13 protein-coding genes and 2 pseudogenes are annotated in these 17,430 nt (G+C 69.7%); 9 read left to right on the forward strand and 6 right to left on the reverse strand.

The genetic code is table 11. The annotated features are described in order from the left end of the window. Positions 1-5 precede the first annotated feature (5 nt). Positions 6-1,340, reverse strand: a complete 1,335-nt coding sequence (locus tag ACLQ2N_RS20655; RefSeq protein WP_425815097.1) for a hypothetical protein — start codon at positions 1,338-1,340, stop codon at positions 6-8. Between the two features lie 208 nt (positions 1,341-1,548). Between ACLQ2N_RS20655 and ACLQ2N_RS20660 the strand changes: the two genes are divergently transcribed. From ACLQ2N_RS20660 to ACLQ2N_RS20680, 5 genes are all read left to right on the forward strand, one after another. Next, complete coding sequence (locus ACLQ2N_RS20660; RefSeq protein WP_425815099.1) at positions 1,549-2,175, forward strand: response regulator transcription factor; 627 nt, start codon at positions 1,549-1,551, stop codon at positions 2,173-2,175. 156 nt (positions 2,176-2,331) lie between these two features. Next, complete coding sequence (locus ACLQ2N_RS20665; protein WP_425815101.1) at positions 2,332-4,404, forward strand: HYR domain-containing protein; 2,073 nt, start codon at positions 2,332-2,334, stop codon at positions 4,402-4,404. 16 nt (positions 4,405-4,420) lie between these two features. After that, positions 4,421-5,173: a DUF4255 domain-containing protein gene (locus tag ACLQ2N_RS20670; RefSeq protein ID WP_425815102.1), complete on the forward strand. Its 753-nt coding sequence runs from the start codon at positions 4,421-4,423 to the stop codon at positions 5,171-5,173. Continuing rightward, positions 5,170-7,227, forward strand: coding sequence for an ATP-binding protein (locus ACLQ2N_RS20675; protein WP_425815104.1), 2,058 nt, complete (start codon positions 5,170-5,172; stop codon positions 7,225-7,227). The genes ACLQ2N_RS20670 and ACLQ2N_RS20675 overlap by 4 nt, the downstream gene beginning before the upstream one ends. Positions 7,228-7,332: 105 nt before the next feature. After that, positions 7,333-8,166: an alpha/beta fold hydrolase gene (locus ACLQ2N_RS20680; RefSeq protein WP_425815106.1), complete on the forward strand. Its 834-nt coding sequence runs from the start codon at positions 7,333-7,335 to the stop codon at positions 8,164-8,166. Positions 8,167-8,476: 310 nt separating this feature from the next. Here the strand turns inward: ACLQ2N_RS20680 and ACLQ2N_RS20685 are convergent. From ACLQ2N_RS20685 to ACLQ2N_RS20705, 5 genes and pseudogenes are all read right to left on the reverse strand, one after another. Next, a pseudogene (locus tag ACLQ2N_RS20685) lies at positions 8,477-9,202 on the reverse strand (SDR family oxidoreductase). Positions 9,203-9,328: 126 nt separating this feature from the next. Beyond that, positions 9,329-9,613 (reverse strand): DUF5959 family protein, encoded by a 285-nt coding sequence (locus ACLQ2N_RS20690; RefSeq protein WP_425815776.1) that lies wholly within the window; start codon positions 9,611-9,613, stop codon positions 9,329-9,331. A gap of 22 nt (positions 9,614-9,635) precedes the next feature. Next, a pseudogene (locus tag ACLQ2N_RS20695) lies at positions 9,636-9,833 on the reverse strand (hypothetical protein); the annotation flags it as partial. A 164-nt stretch (positions 9,834-9,997) separates the two neighbouring features. Then, complete coding sequence (locus ACLQ2N_RS20700) at positions 9,998-10,690, reverse strand: hypothetical protein (protein WP_425815108.1); 693 nt, start codon at positions 10,688-10,690, stop codon at positions 9,998-10,000. Positions 10,691-10,721: 31 nt separating this feature from the next. Next, a complete protein-coding gene (locus tag ACLQ2N_RS20705; RefSeq protein WP_425815110.1) occupies positions 10,722-14,468 on the reverse strand; it encodes a phage tail protein in 3,747 nt (1,248 codons plus the stop codon). 323 nt (positions 14,469-14,791) lie between these two features. Here ACLQ2N_RS20705 and ACLQ2N_RS20710 point away from each other — a divergent pair, with 323 nt between their 5' ends. Genes ACLQ2N_RS20710 through ACLQ2N_RS20725 form a run of 4 tightly spaced genes read left to right on the forward strand, consistent with a single transcriptional unit; the run spans position 14,792 to position 17,408 of the window. After that, positions 14,792-16,330, forward strand: a complete 1,539-nt coding sequence (locus tag ACLQ2N_RS20710; protein ID WP_425815112.1) for a phage tail sheath family protein — start codon at positions 14,792-14,794, stop codon at positions 16,328-16,330. A 60-nt stretch (positions 16,331-16,390) separates the two neighbouring features. Next, positions 16,391-16,834 (forward strand): phage tail protein, encoded by a 444-nt coding sequence (locus tag ACLQ2N_RS20715; RefSeq protein ID WP_143616868.1) that lies wholly within the window; start codon positions 16,391-16,393, stop codon positions 16,832-16,834. Continuing rightward, positions 16,834-17,268 carry a hypothetical protein gene (locus ACLQ2N_RS20720; RefSeq protein ID WP_425815114.1) on the forward strand — a complete coding sequence of 145 codons (435 nt, stop codon included), beginning with the start codon at positions 16,834-16,836 and terminating at the stop codon, positions 17,266-17,268. Before ACLQ2N_RS20715 ends, ACLQ2N_RS20720 begins: the two co-directional genes overlap by 1 nt. After that, a complete protein-coding gene (locus ACLQ2N_RS20725) occupies positions 17,265-17,408 on the forward strand; it encodes a DUF6760 family protein (RefSeq protein ID WP_018099790.1) in 144 nt (47 codons plus the stop codon). Before ACLQ2N_RS20720 ends, ACLQ2N_RS20725 begins: the two co-directional genes overlap by 4 nt. Positions 17,409-17,430 lie beyond the last annotated feature (22 nt).

Here is a 17,430-nt window from a genome sequence, read left to right on the forward strand (position 1 = left end):
CGCCGTCAGTCGGCCTGGGCGGCACGCATGGTGCCGCCCAGGAACATCGACTCCGCGCACCGCGCGGGCGCCTGGGCGCCCACCGGCTTGCCCACCTTGCGGCAGTCGATGGTCATGGTGACCTTGCCGCCCGCCGGGACCACGATCGGCGTCACGAAGTGGTAGTCGGAGTCCCGGAAATTCTCCAGACCCAGGCTCAGTACCCGGGTCCCGCTGCCCGCGGAGACGACCAGCGTCCCGGCGTCGCCCTGCGGGTTCTGGACCACGATGTCGGTCAGCTGGAACGTCTTCCCGGCCGGCACGGTGAGCGCCGTCCCCGCGTTCGTGCCGCCGCCCAGCGAGTCCTGCACCCTGACCTGCGCGCTGGTCGGTGTCGCCGCTCCCGCGTCGGCCGCCGCCGACGGGCTCGGGCTCGGCGTGGGCTTCGACTCGCCGCCGCCCCCGCCCGAACCACTCCCGGCGGAATCGCCCCCGCCCGCCCCGGAACCACCCGAGCCGCCCTGCTCCGGCGCCTTGCTCTTGTCGGCCGCGGCGGCCGAGCGCACCGCCTCGGGGGTGACCGCCTCCCGCGCCGCCGACTTCACGGCCGGGCGCAGCAGCGCGTACCAGAGGCCGACCAGGGCGAGCACCAGGACGGCCGCGGTGATCAGGGCGCGGGGCAGCCAGCGGGGGAGCAGGGGCTCCTGCTCGTAACTGCCGTCCACGAGGACCGGTTCCACCGGGTCCTCTCCCTCGGCCACCTGCGTCGCGGCGAACACCTGGAAGGGGTGCGTGACCGGTGTGCCGCGCCACATCCGCTTGACGGGACGCACCCGAAGCCGCGCGAACTCCGCTTTGCCGGGCGCCACGTGAAGCTCGGGCACGGCGAAGACGACGCGTGCCCGCTCCGTCCCGGGCTGGGCGCCGAGGCGCACCGTGACCGGGGTGTTGCCCCGGTTGTCCACCGCCAGCTGGTGGCGTCCGGCCAGCGCGCCGTGCGAACCACGCGGGACCAGCTCGGCCGTCGTCCCGGTGAACGGCAGCACGGTCACCCGGCCCTCGGGCACCACCGTCTCGCCCTGCTCACCGGTCGGCACCACCCGCACCCCGAACGGCGTCTCGCCCGCCGGAACCGTCGCGTCACGGGGCGGCCGCAGCATGAGCGACACGGTGCCCGAGTCGCCCGGGTAGAGGGACAGCACGGCCGGCTCCACCGCCGCCCAGGCGGCACACGCACCGACCACCTCGAAGCGGTACTCCTCGACGGTCCGGCCGGAGTTGCGGACCTGAAGGGGGACAGCCGTCTCGGCGCCCGGTGCGGCGCTGACGGTGGACGCGTCGAGGCTTGCCGTGAGACTCATACCGCGGACGGTAAAGTCGCCGCCCACGTCGTACACCGGCCGTGAAGGAACACTTTCGGGCACATCCGGTGCCCCGGCCAAGCCATCCGGTTTCCTCCTCGACGAACCGGGGCATCTTCTGTCCGCCTCCATACCGATGAGGCGCACGAACACGGCTGCGAGGCGTGTGCCAGTAGTGCTTCCGGCCGTCACACAGGGGGAGCACGACATGGAGCGCACCACTGTCGCGTTACGGGCCCAGGACCCGATCTCGCAAGCCGGAGTGGCCAGCCAGTTGAGGGCGCGGCCCGAAGTGAACGTCGTGGACTGGAACGAGGAGGGCCCCTGGCCCGATGTCGTCGTCATGGTCGTGGACGCCGTGGAGGAGGACCTGCTGACGACACTGCGGCACATCCAGCGGACCACCGACTCCCGCGCCGTGCTCGTCACCAGGGACATCGACGAACAGAAGCTGGTGAGCGCCGCGGAATGCGGGGTCGTCGGGGTCATCAGGCGGGCCGAATCGACACCCGAGCACCTGGTGCACGTCATCGAGACGGTCGCCCGGGGCGATGGACACCTCCCCTCCGACCTCCTCGGCCGGCTCCTCGCGGAGGTGGGCCGGCTCCAGGGCCAGGTCCTCGCACCGCGCGGCCTGCACTTCACCGGACTCGCCGCCCGCGAGGTGGACGTTCTGCGCCTGGTCGCCGAGGGCTACGACACCGCCGACATCGCCACGAAGCTCGCCTACTCCGAACGCACCATCAAGAACGTCCTGCACTCCGTGATGACCCGGCTCCAACTGCGCAACCGCTCCCACGCGGTGGCGTACGCGATGCGCCAGGGCCTGATCTGAGAGCGGCCCGGACCCACGCGGTCCGGGCGGCTGCCCCAAAGGGCAGCGGGCGCTACCCGCCGAAAGGGCTGCCTTCCCGCTGTGCGCGAAGCGCACACGGGGGACCGTGTGGGCGCTGTTCTTCGGTGGGAGGTCCGGGTGCGGGGGAGAGAAGCTGTGCGGTGGATTCGGCCGGCGGGACGCCCACCCGGACTGCCCGGCGCGCGCCGGTCCACGGCGCTCGCCCTGCTCCTGCTGGCCACCGCGTTCGTCCCCGGCTCGGGCTCGGCCGGCGCCGCCCCCGCCGTGCCCGTGCCTCCGGACCCGTGGGTCACCCCGGCGACCGTGCACGAAGCGCTCGACCCGGGCGGCTCGACCGGTGTCGACAAGTCGGTACGTACGCCGGCGATCCCGCCGAAACCCGAGGTCGTCCTGCTGGTGGACGGCACGGGGAGCATGGAGAAGCCCATCACCGACGTGCAGACGAACCTGTCGGCCATCACCAAGAAGGTACTGGCGGAACAGCCCGAGTCGCGTTTCGCCGTCGCTACCTTCGGCGACCAGCAATTCGACCCCACAGGAGGAGAATTCGAGGTCCTCCAGGGACTGACGGACGACCTCGTCAAGGTGCAGGCCGGCGTGAACGAGCTGAAGACGGACCGGGGCGCCTACAGCATGGGCCCGTCCGAGGACTGGATCAACGGTCTCTGGCAGATCGCCAACGGTGCCGGTGGCAAGACGGTCTTCCGTGAGGGCTCCAACCCGGTGATCGTGCTGGTCAGCGACGCCTCCAGCCACGCACCGAGCGCCGGGCACACCATCGACGACACGATCTTCGCCCTCCAGGACAAGGGCGTCCGGGTGGTCGGCGTCGACGTGGACAGCGCGCTCGGCGACGGGCTCAACGGCACCGGCAACGCGCACAACCCCGACTACCCCGACCAGGTCGAGAAACCGCCGACCAAGGCGGGCCAGGCCACCCGCATCATCGAAGCCACCCAGGGCCGGCTCCTCGAAGGCATCCAGGGCGACGAGGTCGCCCAGGCCATCGTCGACGGCATGGACAACCTCCCCACCTCCGTCGGCCACCAGCTCAGCGACTGCAGCCCCTACCTCACCGTCGCGCTCGACCCGCCCACCCGCCGGGTGACCAGCGGCGACACAACGCACTTCGCCGAGACCATCGACGTCGCGGCCGACGCCCCGCAGGGCGCACGGCTCACTTGCACCGTCCAGTTCCTGCTCGGCCCCCAGATCCCGGGCACCGACAGACTCGCCCCCACGGCCGCGCCCGACCCCGACTTCCAGCAGCAGATCACCATCGACGTGAACGACGTCGACGCGCCCGTCGTCGCCGTGGACGACCGCATCGCCCGGGCGGACGACGAGGACGGTACGAGGATCAGCTACTGGGCGACCGCCAGGGACGCCCAGGACGGCCGCCTCCCGGTCACCTGCACCCCCGCGTCCGGCTCCCTCTTTCCGATCGGCTCGACCACGGTCACCTGCACGGCCACGGACACGGCGGGGAACACCGCCACCGACACCGCCGCATTCCGGGTGCTGGACCCGCCCCCGCCGCCGCTGCCCCCGCCACCCGCGACGGACGTCGCCGTTCAGGTGGACGTCAGCCCCGGCCGTACGTACATCGGCCGCCGGGCCCACGCCCGCTTCACCGTGACCAACGCGGGCCCGGACACCGCCAGGGACGTCGTCCTCGCCACGAGCTGGCCGAAGCCCGGCAAGGCGAAGGACCGCACCGTGACCTCCCTCAGCCGCTGCACGGCCGCCGCCCCCTGCACCATCCCGCCCGGCGGACGGATCGAGGTGACCCGGACCGGCACGTACCGTGCGCCGGTCACCGGGGACGTACGCGCCACCGTGAGCGGCAATCTGGGCGACCTGCGCCCCGTCAACAACCAGGACACGGCCCGGCTGCGCGTCCTCAAGCCCTCCCTCACCGTCACCCCGCAGGTCGCCAAACCCGGCCAGCCCGTCGTGGCGCGCGGCAAGGACTACCCGCCGGGCGAGACCGTACTCCTGACCTGGAACACCGGCATCACGGCCGACCGCACCGGTGTACGCGTGGGCCGCGACGGCACCTTCGAGGTGCAGGTCCTGGTGCTGCGCAAGGACACCCTCGGCCCCCGCGTCCTGCGCGCGGACATCGCCGGGCTGCCACGGCTCCAGAAGCCCGTCCTGGTGGTCCAGCGCAACCTTCAGCCACCGGACTTCAAGGGCCGTACGTGAGAGGGGCGGGCACCAGGTGATCCACGAGGTGGACGACGTACTCCGGTCCCTGATCCGGGCGGAGGTGCTCGGCGGTGGCCAGATCACGGTCGTCTTCGACGCCCCCACCCGGGAGTGGGCCGCCAAGGTCAACGCCCCCATGGTCAACCTCTACCTGTACGACATCCGCGAGGACATGCGGCGGCGCGAGCGCGGTCTGCACAACGAGTACGACGAACGCGGCGCCGTCGTGGCGCGGCGCCGCCCGCCGCGCTACTTCAAGCTCTCGTACCTGATCACCGCGTGGACCAAGCGCCCGGAGGACGAACACCGCCTGCTCTCCTCGCTGCTCGCCTGCCTCCTCGCGTACGAGGCGCTGCCCCCGGAGCGGCTGGCCGGATCGCTCGCCGAGATCGGGGCCGCCGTCCCGATGTCGATCGCCCTGCCCCCGCCGGAGGACCGTTCCTTCGCCGACGTGTGGAGCGCGCTCGGCGGTGAGCTGAAGCCGTCGCTCGACCTGGTGGTGAGCGTGCCGGTGACGGCCTCGCCGACGTACCCTGCGGGACCGCCGGTCGGCGACGAGGGCCTGCACGCACGGTTCGGCGACATGCCGGACGTCCCGGAGCCGGTGCGGGCCGGTCTGCCGGTGTACGGAAGCCGCCCCGGCCGTCCGGTACGGGAGGTGCCCGCAGCCTCCGCGGCGCGTCGCGGCCTGGGGCTGCGGATCACGGAGAAGCGCGCGGCCGGAGAGACCGCTGCCGCGGCCGTCGAGGAGGGCCCCACCGCATGACGTCCCCGGGCCACCCCGACGACGACCCGAACCTGCGCCACCTCCTCGCCAGGGCGACGGCCGTCGAGCAACGCGTCCGCCGTGCGGTGGAGGTCCGGCAGCGCACGGATCCGGACCCGGAGGACGAGTTCCGGGGCCTGTACCTGAGCGACGAGAACATCGCGCGACTGCTGAACGAGGAGGGGGCGCGGGGGTTCCCGGACCCGGTGGGGGAGGAGGGCGAGGCCGCCGGGCCGTCCCGGCTCACCGCGCTGGAAACGGAATTCGGTCTCACCCGGCTCGACACCGAGATCCTGCTCATCGCGCTCGTACCGGACCTGGACGACCGCTTCGAGGCGTTCTACGGGTACCTCAACGACGATGTGACCCGCCGGCGCCCGTCCATTGGCCTGGCCCTCGGCCTGTGCGGGGTGTCGCCGGCCGACGCCGTCGCGCGCGGCCGGCTGGCCGCGGCCGCCCCGCTCCGGGACGCCGGGCTGCTGCTGGCCGAGGACCTGGACCGCCCGTTCCTCAGCCGGGCGCTCCGCGTGCCGGACCGGGTCACGGCGCACCTGCTCGGCGACGACACGAGGGACCCACGCATCGCGGACGTCACGGCGCCCTGGGAGGCGGCCGGTGATGTGGGCAACCCGGCGGCTCTGGCCCGGGTCCTGGCCGGCGGCGTCCCGCTGGTCTACCTGAGCGAGGACCAGGGCGGTGCGGGCACGGCCCTGGCCGCGTCGGCGCTGGAGCGGGCGGGCCGGAGCGTCCTGGGCGTGGACCTCGCCCGCCTGGCGGCCGACCCGGCCCCCGCCGACGCCGTACGGGCCCTGGTCCGCGAGGCGCGGCTGACCGGGGCGGGCCTGGTGTGCGCGCCGCTGGACGCGGTGTCCCGCGAACACCCGCACCTGCTGCGGCTGCTGACGGCCACCCCGGTCCCGACGGTGATGGTGGGCCGGGTGCCGTGGGACGCGTCCTGGTCCACGGTGCCGCCGCTGCTCGTGCACGCCCCGAGGGTGGAGCCGTCGGCGCGCGGGGCGCTGTGGAGCGCGGCGTACCGGCGCACGGGGTCGGGCGATGTGCCCGCCGGCGTCGACCCCGACCACCTGCTGGCACCCTTCCTGCTCACCCCCGAGCAGGTCCGGGGGGCGGCCCGGAGCGCCGCGCAGACGGCCCGGCTCGACGGCGGGACCCTCACCCCGGACCACCTACGCCAGGGGGCCCGCGCCCAGAACGCGGCCGGCCTGGACCGCCTGGCCCGCCGCATCGAACCCACGGTGACCTGGGACGACCTGGTCCTCCCGCCCGACGCCCACGCCCAGCTCCGCGAGCTGACCGCCCGCGCCCGGCACCGGGACCGGGTGCTGGGGGAGTGGGCGATGCGGCCGGGCGGGGGCCGGGGGCGCGGGGTCTCGGCGCTCTTCGCGGGGGACTCCGGCACGGGCAAGACCATGTCGGCCGAGGTGATCGCGGCCGACCTCGGTCTCGACCTCTACACGGTCGACCTGGCGACGGTGATCGACAAGTACGTGGGCGAGACCGAGAAGAACCTGGAACGCATCTTCACGGAGGCCGCGGGGGTCAACGGGGTCCTGCTCTTCGACGAGGCGGACGCGATCTTCGGGAAGCGCTCGGACGTGAAGGACGCGCACGACCGCTACGCGAACGTGGAGAGCGCGTACCTCCTCCAGCGCATGGAGTCCTTCGACGGCCTGGCCATCCTCGCCACCAACCTCCGCGCCAACCTGGACGACGCCTTCACCCGCCGCCTGGACCTGGTCATCGACTTCCCGGTCCCGGACCCGGAACAGCGCCTGGTCCTCTGGGACCGCTGCCTGGGGCCGGTGCTCCCCCGCGCCGCGGACCTGGATCTCCCGTTCTGCGCCGAGAACTTCGAGCTGGCGGGCGGCAACATCCGCTCGATCGCGGTGACGGCGGCGTACCTGGCGGCGGACACAGGGGGCGCGGTGACGATGGCGACGCTGATCCATGCGGTCCAGCGGGAGTACCAGAAGCTTGGCCGGCTGACCCTGGCTTCGGAGTTCGGGCCGTATATGGACCTGCTGACTTTCTGACCCGAGGAGGCGGGCCCGCAACCCGGACACGGGTGTCACCCTTGCGCGGAACTGGCCGGGGAGCCACCGTGGTCGGAGCCGGGTTGTCGATGACCGGCTGGACCGATGCCCACGGAGACGGGAGCCGGTGTGAGCGCGTTGTCTGCTCTGCCTGGAGGAGTTCTGCCCCACACGCTGTATGGCGAGGGCCCGCACAAGGTGATCGCGCTGCACGGCTGGTTCGCCGACCGCTCGGCGTACGACCCGGTGGTGCGCGACCTCGACCCCGGCGCCTTCCAGTACGCCGTGGCGGACCTGCGGGGGTACGGCGAGGCCAGGGGCGTCGCCGGTTCGTACACGACGGCCGAGGGTGCGGCGGACGTGCTCGCGCTTGCCGACCGGCTGGGCTGGGAGCGCTTCTCGCTGATCGGCCACTCGATGGGCGGCTCCGTCATTCAACGGGTGCTGGCCGCCGCACCGCACCGGGTGCGCCGGCTCGTGGGCATCTCGCCGGTCCCCGCGTCCGGCCTGCCGCTGTCGCCCGAGCAGTGGGAGTTGTTCTCCGGCGCGGCGGCGAGTCCGGAGAACCGGCGGATCATCCTGGACTTCACCACAGGAGGCCGGCGTCCGGCGGCCTGGCTGGACCGCATGGTCCGGCGCTCGGTCCGGTGCAGTGACGAGCGGGCGTTCCGCGCCTGGCTGGACTCCTGGGCGGGCGAGGCTTTCCACGACCGCATCGAAGGATCGCCGGTCGAGGCCCTGGCGATCGTGGGAGCGCTCGATCCGGCGCTCTCCGCCGCGGTTCAGCGGGCGACCTGGATGCGGTGGTTCCCGCGCGGCGTGCTCGTCGAGCTGCCGTCCTGCGGCCACTACGCGATGGACGAGGCGCCGCTCGACCTGATCCGGGTGGTGGAGGACTTCCTGCGGGCGGACGCGGGTGACGGCGAGGGGACGGCGTGAGCGATCCCGTGCTGCAGGGGGCCGTTTCCGACGTGTTCGACCCCCGCAGAACGCCCTCGCCTCCGGCGCAACCGCACCACCGGCGAACCGGTCTGCTACCGCCTCTCCAGCCCGCAGCCGGTGCCGCCGTCCGGCCTTGTCCGCGTCACCGGAACCCGCCGCATATACGAACGGCCCATACGCCCCTCGCCTGCGCCGGCCCCATGGCGTGGCCGACACCGGGCCCGCGCCCAGGGCTGCCACTACCGCCGCGGACGCGAGGCCACACCATGAAGATCCGCGACTGCGGTCTGAGGGGCCCGAGGGCCCCTCAGACCGCAGTCAGCGCCGCCAGGGCGCGGTCCATCGCGGCGTTGGACTCTTCCGGCGCCAGCGGCAGCCGGGACTTCACGTCCCGGCTCCACCGGTCGGCGAGGACCTCGGCGGAGCCCGCCTCGACATCGTCGAGTGCCGCGTCGGCCAGGTCCGACGGAGTGATCTCGTCCACGGGCCGGCCCGCCGCCATGTCGGTGTCGGCCAGGCCGAGGTGTACCGCTGTGACGAGGGTGCTCTGCCCGGCGAGCTCAAGGCGGACGCCGTTGGTCATGGCCCAGGCGGCGGCCTTGCTCAGGTGGTAGGCATTGGCGCCGGCGCCCCCCAACCACTACATGGCGGAGAGGACGTTGACGATCGCGCCCCCGCCGTTCCTGGCGAGCGCCTGCGCGAACTCCCGGATGATTCCCAGGTGACCGAACATGTTGGTCTCCAGCTCCTGCCGCACCGCGTCCAGCGAACCGGTCACCAGGCCGGCCCCCGTAGTGATTCCCGCGTTGTTGATGAGTAGTGAGACGTCCGGGGCGGCGACAGCGGCGGCCCGCACGGATGCGGGATCGGATACGTCGAGGGGCAGCACCTCGACCCCGGGCAGGTCCACGGAATCCGGCCGGCGGGCCGTCGCGTAGACCTTGTGGGCGCCGCGTTCGAGCAGGCGCTGGGCGAAGGCGCGGCCCAGGCCGCGGGCTCCGGTGACAAGGGCGACGGAGTTGTTGATATCCATGCCGGTGCCCTGAGTAGTTCAGGGGACCCGCAGGACGCCGAAGCCGGTGACATCCACCGTGCTTCGCGCGCCGTTGGTGGCAAGTACTGAACTTGACTGCGTGATGTCGGCGGCTTGGACAGGTGATCACCGCTTGCGGTCGGGGCTCCACTCGTAGGCTCCCGCGGTCGTCTCGATGACTTCGCGGGTCCAGGCCAGCCGGACCTGTTCCAGGCGCCCGCGGTGCTCAGCGATCCAGTCTCCCTGGGGCCGCGCCCCCAGAACCGTCGTCAGGCGGTCCGGGTCGCTCACCTGGATCGACAGCCAGCCGTCTTCGTGCATGTGGATGTCGAGGCTCAGGCCGCGCTCTTGGCCGATGCCGGCTGTCCGGCCGGGACGCAGATTGGACCTGCTCCCAGGAGTCCAGGTCATGCGGGAAGAGGTAAAGGTCGAGCCGGGCGTCGACGAAACTCGCGGAGGCGAGCACGTCCGCGTGCAGGGTGTGTCGTGGCCGGTCAGCACGCCCGGCTGGACCCGTCCCGTGACGCGGACGATGCAGCGGCCCTCGTCCAGACCGGCGGGGTGGATAAGGTCCATCGGAGCGGGCTCCGTCATGAAGTTGCTCGCTTTCGTGCGCTGGTGTGGGCTGCATCGTGTTCCATCGCCGGTCGAGCGACACCGTCAGGGCCCGGCCTGAGGATCAGGGGCCGAAGGGGCCAAGCCGGTGCCGGCGAGACAGCCGTTCCGGCGTTGAGGGGAATGCTTCATCGTGTCGGCCATCACCAAGGCCGATAGATGCAGTGCTGTGAAAGAGGTTCAATGCGAGGTTTTTAGAGAAAGGCGATCGAGGAGAGGTTCGTAATCGACGTGCGGGAAAGCGGATTGCAAGAAGTCGAGAAGTTTTTGTATGTGGGTTGCGATGTATATGTTACCCGGCTCCGTCAGAGATATATCGGAGAATAGGTACTGCCAATAGTGTCCGCCTTTGGTGATTCGGACATTGTCAAGGTACGAGCAGTAACTCATGTCCAACTTGAACGGGCCTCGGGTGTTGTCGTAGAACCACACCTCTGGCGCCGTTCCGAATGGCATCATCCTCAGACTTCCCAGAGTGCCGGACCCGCTTTGCAAGTGTGTGTCAAAGATTCGAAACTGGGAATACAGGTCCCGCTCTTCGGCGCTCCACTCGCTGCGATCGGACCATGGCGGCGGGCCCATTCTTATGGTCTCGGACAGGTGGATCAGATTGAATTCTCCGCCTATCTCCGATTCGGGGTCCGATGCTTGCCAGTGAGCCCCGAACTCCCGAAAGCGCATAAAGCAACTCTGCATTACCTCGGGGAGGGAGGCGTAGCCTAAGGACGCTAGCCGGTCGAACACCTTCTGTGCGTTTCCGGCTCGATTCAGGAGAGGGCCTTGATTGCTGGAAAGTACTGTCACTTCTGGGCATGACAGGAGGTCCTCTGCTACCTGGGTAAAGGTCTGCTCAATGGCGCTCAGTTCTGTCACGGCTGGCCCCTATCGTGAGACTCCGGAGTGTTCAGGGAATCGTGATCTGTCCAAGTTGAATAGCGGATCTAAGTGCACTGAGCATGGTGGGGAAATCGGCCCACGGAGTGGGTTTTGACTGGTCCCATTCCTCCAGTCGATCTTCTAGGTCGGTGAGAGAGGTGTAAGGGTCCTGCATCCCTTGGGAATTCTTTCTGAGCGCAACGACCTGTCGTGCGAAGTAGAGGTACTGTTCCCCGCCCATGCGGGCTGCGATTCTGGCCTCACCGGCCGTATTGATACTAATGGTTTGGACGGCTGTGGCCGGCGGAGGAGCTTGAGGGTCTGCAAAGGACCCTGAAGGGGTGCTCCTGCGTATCCACTGAGTGCCGTCGCTGTCGTAGGTTCCCCAGGAGACGTCTATGAGGCTCGGAAAACCCTCGTACAGTGCCCCGTGCCCGAACTCTACCTTGACGCGGTACCAGATCGCTGGGTTTTCTGGGTGCTCATTGGTGGATGCGAGGAATGCATGCGCAGGTTCCTCAACCCTTGTCAGGAAGTCTGGATTGTTCACACTTTGGCGCGCCGGTACAAGATTTGAGTCCGTCGCCATCCCTCCCAGTCGACCGGGAAGGAGGTGCATCTTCAGCCAGTATTCCTGCGGTCCCTGGAGATTTCTCGCGTCGACGTAGTGCCAACCCTTGAGGGTGAGCCCCTTGTTGGCCGTGGAAACCTGACCCTGTGGGGGTGGCCATGCTATGTAATGAGCGGTGAAATCAGTAGCCAGAACACTGTTCCGGAATGGCGGGAGTACGGGAGGAGGAAGCGGTGGTAGCGGCTTCTTCTGCAAGGCCAAAGCTTCAGCGAGCCGCTCGCATTTAAGCACCAACTCATTGAAACGGCTCTGCATGTTGGGATGGCTGGCAGCGGCAGATCTCCTCGTTGGCAGTGCCTGCTCCGCCCGTATCACTTCCGCGTGCTGGTTGAAGGCATTTTGGTAGGCGGATTCCTGAGTTGCTCTTTCGGGTGGAGAAAGGCTCGGTAGGGATTCCTTCCAGTGTGACAGGTAATCGGAGATCGAAACTGGTGTGCTATGGACCATCAGCTCCCTTCGGCTGCTCGTTTCCTTGAAGAGGAGCGTGTGGCTTTCGCGATCCGCCGTGCGAAATCTGGTTTTCGGGAGCTTGTACGAGACCGGGTCCTTGCCCTCTTTCCTGCTGTCGTCGACGCCGAAGCGACCGGGGCGATTCGGTCGAGTTTTTCGGAAGTCAGCTTCTTCGCCGTTCCTTCCCTTTCTTCCCCTCAGCTTCAACCAGAGCGCTTTGCCCTTTTTGGCGACGAAGTCGACGATTTTGTCGATCGCTCGGTTCACCGGGCGCGACACCGCGTGGAAGACGCTCTTCACCTTCGCGGCCAGGCTGCCTATGCCCAGCAGGGAAGCCAGGAAGCCGATGAGCAGCGGGACGCTCGCGGCCAGGGCGGTTTCGACCATTTTCGGGACGCCCGCCTTGCCGCCGTTGGCTATCGCCACCACCGCGTCCAGGACCGAGTTGACGAACTCCACGATCTGGGCGCCCTGGTTCACCACGAAGGTGACGATGTCGATGATTCCCTTGACCGCGCGGACGAACGCGGAGGCGGGGTTCAGGAGGGAGAGGATCCAGGTGATGCCAGCGATGATGACCGTGGGGATCAGGTAGCTCGTCAGCTTTTCCAGGATTGTGGACTTGAGGTCGCCCGCCTCCTCCTGGATTTCTTTGACCGCCCCGGCTGGGCCCTCCCGGGCGATGTTCTGGGCGACCGGGACCGAGGACTCCACCGCTGTCATCGCTTCCTCGGGTACGCCCTTGCGGGTGACCCGGGCCCGGATGTTGTCCCAGGTGAGGCCGAGGAGGGAGCCGATCAGCTGGATGATGCCCTTCATGTCGAACTTCTGGGGGAGTTCGAGGCCCGCCTTCACCGCCGTGCCGAGGAGCCAGGACACGAGCCCGGTCTTCAGGTGGCCGGCGATGTTCGTGATGAAGAGGTTCAGGCCCGCGCTGACGGCCGACACCAGGTTGCCCAGGAAGCCGATGGGGTCCTTGATGATCTTCATGATCGCGCCGGCGGCCTTGGCGAGGATGCCAAGGAGGAGGTTCTTCAGCTCGTTGATGGTCTTTATCGCGCCGACAATCGCGTCCTTCGCCTTGTCGATCAGCCCCTTGTTGGCCTCCTGGAGTTTCTTGATCTCCTCATCGACCTTGTTGAGCGCCGCCGTATATTTTTGGGCCAGGTCCTGGACGAGCTGTTCCGATTTCTCGTTGACCGTCGCTTCCAGGTCATCGAATTTTCCCGCGAAGTCCTTTTCTGCCTCCTCGCCGAACTGCCGCAGATCGGCGGGGAGGTTGTCGACCTCCGCCTTCAGCTCGCCCCGCCCCTTCGCGATCCGTGCCTTCGCCTTGCCCAGCTCGGTGCCGATGATGTCGGCGACCGACGAGATCACCGTCTGCATCTGGGACACGTAGAGCTTCCGGGCCTCCTGGTAGAGGCTGTTCGCCTCCTCGGGCAGGCCGGCGAACTTGTCCTTCACCCAGCGGGCCTTGCCTGTCCAGCCGGAGTACCGCTTGTCCTTGTACTTCTTCATCCGGCGCTTGTGGTCCGCCGTGAACGCGTCCCGCGCCGCCTTCTCACCGGAGGTGAACGCCGCGTCGACCTTCTGGTCCAGGCCGGACAGCGTCGCCTCGACGTCCTTCTTCGTGCCGTCGTAGACCTTCTGGAGCTTCGCCGTGACCTCGGCGCGCTTCTTCTCGTCCTTCGACTTGGTCTCGCCCTTGCCGCCGTCCACCTTCTGCCCGGCCTGCGCACGCGTCGCGGTCAGCGTGCTCATCGCGGCGGCGCCCGAGGCCGCGGCGCCCGCCTTCGCGGCGGACAGCTGCCGGCTCTCGGCCGACCTGCCCTGCGCCGGTGCCTTCGCGGAGTCCGCCTCGGCGGTCTTCTTCGCGCTGAGCGCCTCGTTGAACTCGGGCTCGTTGCCCTTGGCGAGCTGCTCCTCGGTGACCTCCGCGTCCGCCATCGCCTTGTCGTTCTGCGCGGGCCCCTCGGAGAAGTCCGTGACCGACGCCGGCTGCTTCTCGGGGATCGCGGCCGCCGCGGACGGCGCCCCGGGGTTGCCGGGCGGCTGGTCCGGGGTGAGCGGGGTGACGGGCTTGTCCTTCGCGGCCGACGTGTCCGGCGGGGCCTTCGTCGCCGTGTCGATGTCCTTGGCCGACGCCTGCTTGCCGTCCGAGACCTTGCCGTCGACCTCCGCCTTGACCCGCTCCGCCTTGCCGGACTTGGAGAACTTGTCGGCGTCGTCGAGGTTCTTGGGGGCCTGCGCGTCGATCGCCTTGTTCACCGCGTCGATGAACGCCTTCTTGTCGAACTCGCCCGGCTTCGCGGCGTTCATCTTCTCCGCGTTGGCCGCCTTGCCCTGCGCCTCCTTGTCGTCCGGAGGGGCGACTGCGGCATCCTGCGACGCCTTCGACTCCGTCGCGGCCGGCCGGTGTTGGGCCAGCCGCTGTCTCTTCGCCGCGATGTCCGCCTTGACACCCCGGAAGCCCGGCGCCTGGGCCGGCGACGGCTTCACGGGGGCCGTGTAGCGCTGGGCGACGAGGCGGGAGACGGCCGCGTTGCCGGCCGCCCGTTGCAGCCGCTGGAGACCGCGGCGGTCCGGCGCCGGCGCAGGGGCGGGCGTGGGCGCGGGAGCCGCCTCCGTAGGAGGGGAGCCGGCCCGGGATGCGGCGGCGGGGGCGGAGGGCGGCTTCTCGGGACCCGCCTTCATACGCCGCCTCCCGCCAGTACAGCCGCCCGCACACGGTGGTCAGCCAGGCTGCCGGGCGTCCCCGGGGCGGAGGGAGGACCGGTGGGACGGGGGAGGGGCAGGCCCGTGCGGTGCACCCGGCGCCGTCCCTTTGCCTCATCGGGCAGCTCCCCCTGCACGCCGGGGCGGCCGACCATCCGTTCCCGGTGATCGCCGCAGTGGCGAGAATCGCCGGTGTTCCCCGGTCGGGCGACGGTCACACAACGGACCGCGTCACGCACCGCTCAGGAGACCGCGGAACGGGGTGGGAAGCACGTCGAGGAGCACGTCAAGGAGAGGCCCATATGCCGTCGTACCTGTCCCCGGGCGTCTATGTCGAAGAGGTCGAGTCCGGTTCCCGGCCGATCGAAGGGGTGGGCACGTCGGTCGCCGCCTTCGTCGGGTTCGCCCAGCGCGGCCCGTTCGACGAGCCGACGCTGATCACGAACTGGAGCCAGTTCGTCAGCACCTTCGGCGACTTCGTGGACGGCACGTACCTGGCCTCCAGCGTCTACGGCTTCTTCGCCAACGGAGGCGGCATCTGCTACGTCGTCCGCATCGGCGACGGCTCGGACACCGCGGCCGGGGGAGCGGAGGGCGAACGCGCGGCCGGCTCCGAGGTCCAGGTCGGACCGTACGCCGTCAAGCCGAAGGCGGGCGTGGCCGGCGAGATCAGCGTGGAGGTCGCCGAGGCCGAGGGTGAGGACCCGCCGTCCGACGTGTTCCAGCTGATCGTGAAGCGCGACGGCCAGGTCGCGGAGACGTACCCGTCCGTGACGACCAAGCGGAGCAAGGAGAACGTCGCCACCCGGGTCAACGCCACATCGGAGCTGATCGAGATACGGGAGTCGGGGCGCGGCGCCGCCCCAGCCCGCCCCGCGCCCCAGTCGGTGACCCTCGCCCCCGCAGCCCCGCCCGCCGGAAGCGCCGGGGCGCTCGCCCCCGAGGTGTACGTCGGCGACGCCGACCGCCGCACGGGCCTGGGCGGTCTCGAAGCGGTGGACGACGTCACCATGATCGCCGTTCCGGACCTCATGGGGGCGTACGAGCGCGGGCTGCTCGACCTGGAATCCGTCGTCGCCGTGCAGCAAGCGCTCATCGGGCACTGCGAATTGATGGGCGACCGGGTCGCCATCCTCGACCCGCCGCCCGGCCTGACGCCGCAGCAGGTCCGGGCCTGGCGCACCGACCGGGCGAACTTCGACTCCAAGTACGCCACGCTCTACTACCCGTGGATCAGCGTCGCCGACCCGGCGTCCGGCCGCGCCACCCTCGTACCGCCGAGCGGTCACGTCGCCGGGATCTGGGCCCGCAACGACGACTCGCGCGGCGTGCACAAGGCACCGGCCAACGAGGTGGTGCGCGGGGCCGTGGCCTTGCAGACGCAGCTGACCAAGGGCGAGCACGACCTGCTCAACCCGATCGGGCTCAACTGCATCCGCGCCTTCCCCGGACGCGGCATCCGGGTCTGGGGCGCCCGCACCCTGGCATCCGACCCCGCGTGGCGCTACCTCAACGTGCGGCGGCTCTTCAACTACCTGGAGGAGTCGATCCTCGCCGGCACCCAGTGGGTCGTCTTCGAGCCGAACGACGACGCCCTGTGGGCCCGCATCCGGCGCACCGTCTCCGCGTTCCTGGTGAACGAGTGGCGCAAGGGCTCGCTCTTCGGCCTCACCCCGGACGAGGCGTTCTACGTGAAGTGCGACCGGGAGACCAACCCGCCCGAGAGCGTCGACGCGGGGCAGGTCGTGTGCGAGATCGGCGTCGCGCCCGTCAAACCGGCCGAGTTCGTCGTGTTCCGGCTCTCCCAGCTGACCGGCGGAACCGGAGGCGTGGACGAGTGACCGGCGCGCGCCGCCCTGCAGTGACCGGCCCGTCCCCGAACCTGGCGTAAGGAGCCTGTGGTGCCACTTCCCGATCTCGACAGTTCCGTCGGGCACTCCTTCGGTCTCGAATTCGACAGCGTCGTCATCAAGCAGATCACCGAGGTCAGTGGTCTGAAGATGGAGCAGGACGTCATCGAGCTGAAGCAGAACACCGCCGACGGCAAGTACGCCATCAAGAAGCTGCCCGGCCGCCCCAAGGCAGGCGAGGTCACCGTCACACGCGGCCTGACCGAGGACAACAGCTTCGAGCGCTGGATCAAGGACTCCCGCTTCGGGCGTATGACGAGCGCCCGCCGCAACGGCGCGGTCATCGTGTACGACTACGAGGGCCTGCCCATCAAGCGGTACAAGCTCATCAACGCCTGGCCCAAGTCACTGGAGATCGGCACGCTCAAGGCCGGCGACACCTCGGTGCTCACGGAGAAGCTGGCGATCACGTACGAGAGCATGGAGCTCGACTGATGCGGCGTACGGTCCAGTTCCAGGCGCCACCGGAACGGGACACGGACACGGGCCGGCCCGAACCGCTGCGGACCGAGTTCCCCTTCGAGCTGCCGCGCGGATACGTGGACGAGTCGGGCGCGGTGCACCGCAGCGGGGTGATGCGGCTGGCGACCGCACGGGACGAGCTGGTTCCCCTGCGCGACGACCGGGTGCGGGAGAACTCCGCGTACCTCTCGGTCGTGCTGATCTCCCGGGTGGTGACCCGCATCGGGACGGTCGAGGACATCCATCCGGGCGTCATCGAGGACTTGTTCGCGTCGGACCTGGCGTTCCTCCAGGACTTCTACCGCCGGATCAACGCCGAGGGGCACACCCGTGCGGCCGTCACCTGCCCGTCCTGCGACGAGGAGTTCGCGGTGGATCTCGCCGGCGGTCGCCTGGGGGAATCGTGACGTACGCGGCCGACCTGCTCTACGAGGAGGTCGCGTACCTCGCCTACCACTTCCACTGGCCGCTGGACGACCTGCTGGACCTGGAACACCCCGAACGCCTGAAGTTCGTCGCACAGGTCGCCCGCCTCAACGGGCAGTAGCCAGGAGCACGGAGGAGGACGA

It is taken from the genome of Streptomyces sp. DT224 (genome assembly GCF_049844595.1).
In the GTDB taxonomy this organism is placed as follows: domain Bacteria; phylum Actinomycetota; class Actinomycetes; order Streptomycetales; family Streptomycetaceae; genus Streptomyces.

What these genes read in the sequence shown, in the direction of transcription:
- ACLQ2N_RS20720 (WP_425815114.1), top strand. Translation starts at nt 16,834, where the DNA reads ATGCGGCGTACGGTCCAGTTCCAGGCGCCACCGGAACGGGACACGGAC.
- ACLQ2N_RS20655 (WP_425815097.1), bottom strand. Translation starts at nt 1,340, where the DNA reads ATGAGTCTCACGGCAAGCCTCGACGCGTCCACCGTCAGCGCCGCACCG.
- ACLQ2N_RS20660 (WP_425815099.1), top strand. Translation starts at nt 1,549, where the DNA reads ATGGAGCGCACCACTGTCGCGTTACGGGCCCAGGACCCGATCTCGCAA.
- ACLQ2N_RS20690 (WP_425815776.1), bottom strand. Translation starts at nt 9,613, where the DNA reads ATGACCTGGACTCCTGGGAGCAGGTCCAATCTGCGTCCCGGCCGGACA.
- ACLQ2N_RS20675 (WP_425815104.1), top strand. Translation starts at nt 5,170, where the DNA reads ATGACGTCCCCGGGCCACCCCGACGACGACCCGAACCTGCGCCACCTC.
- ACLQ2N_RS20680 (WP_425815106.1), top strand. Translation starts at nt 7,333, where the DNA reads ATGCCCACGGAGACGGGAGCCGGTGTGAGCGCGTTGTCTGCTCTGCCT.
- ACLQ2N_RS20710 (WP_425815112.1), top strand. Translation starts at nt 14,792, where the DNA reads ATGCCGTCGTACCTGTCCCCGGGCGTCTATGTCGAAGAGGTCGAGTCC.
- ACLQ2N_RS20705 (WP_425815110.1), bottom strand. Translation starts at nt 14,468, where the DNA reads ATGAAGGCGGGTCCCGAGAAGCCGCCCTCCGCCCCCGCCGCCGCATCC.